Genomic DNA, 1357 nt, shown 5'->3' on the forward strand with positions numbered 1-1357 from the left:
CCACCACATACGCGGCAGACAGTGATTTGTAGGTGCTCCTTAGAAAGGAGGTGATCCAGCCGCACCTTCCGGTACGGCTACCTTGTTACGACTTAGTCCCAATCGCCAGTCCCACCTTCGACAGCTCCCTCCCACAAGGGGTTAGGCCACCGGCTTCGGGTGTTACCAACTTTCGTGACTTGACGGGCGGTGTGTACAAGGCCCGGGAACGTATTCACCGCAGCGTTGCTGATCTGCGATTACTAGCGACTCCGACTTCATGGGGTCGAGTTGCAGACCCCAATCCGAACTGAGACCGGCTTTTTGGGATTAGCTCCACCTCACAGTATCGCAACCCTTTGTACCGGCCATTGTAGCATGCGTGAAGCCCAAGACATAAGGGGCATGATGATTTGACGTCGTCCCCACCTTCCTCCGAGTTGACCCCGGCAGTCTCCTATGAGTCCCCACCATCACGTGCTGGCAACATAGAACGAGGGTTGCGCTCGTTGCGGGACTTAACCCAACATCTCACGACACGAGCTGACGACAACCATGCACCACCTGTAAACCGACCCCAAAGGGGAAACCACATTTCTGCGGCGGTCCGGTTCATGTCAAGCCTTGGTAAGGTTCTTCGCGTTGCATCGAATTAATCCGCATGCTCCGCCGCTTGTGCGGGCCCCCGTCAATTCCTTTGAGTTTTAGCCTTGCGGCCGTACTCCCCAGGCGGGGCACTTAATGCGTTAGCTACGGCGCGGAAAACGTGGAATGTCCCCCACACCTAGTGCCCAACGTTTACGGCATGGACTACCAGGGTATCTAATCCTGTTCGCTCCCCATGCTTTCGCTCCTCAGCGTCAGTTAATGCCCAGAGACCTGCCTTCGCCATCGGTGTTCCTCCTGATATCTGCGCATTTCACCGCTACACCAGGAATTCCAGTCTCCCCTACATCACTCTAGTCTGCCCGTACCCACCGCAGATCCGGAGTTGAGCCCCGGACTTTCACGGCAGACGCGACAAACCGCCTACGAGCTCTTTACGCCCAATAATTCCGGATAACGCTTGCGCCCTACGTATTACCGCGGCTGCTGGCACGTAGTTAGCCGGCGCTTCTTCTGCAGGTACCGTCACTTTCGCTTCTTCCCTACTGAAAGAGGTTTACAACCCGAAGGCCGTCATCCCTCACGCGGCGTCGCTGCATCAGGCTTGCGCCCATTGTGCAATATTCCCCACTGCTGCCTCCCGTAGGAGTCTGGGCCGTGTCTCAGTCCCAGTGTGGCCGGTCACCCTCTCAGGCCGGCTACCCGTCGTCGCCTTGGTAAGCCATTACCTCACCAACAAGCTGATAGGCCGCGAGTCCATCCAAAACCACAA

Annotated in this window: 1 rRNA gene; it reads right to left on the reverse strand. The window is 57.0% G+C overall.

The window, feature by feature from the left end:
• Positions 1–43: 43 nt before the first annotated feature.
• A 16S ribosomal RNA gene (locus tag AC5RWA_RS21595) occupies positions 44–1357 on the reverse strand; the annotation flags it as partial.

Source organism: Arthrobacter sp. 210 2 (assembly GCF_059093025.1).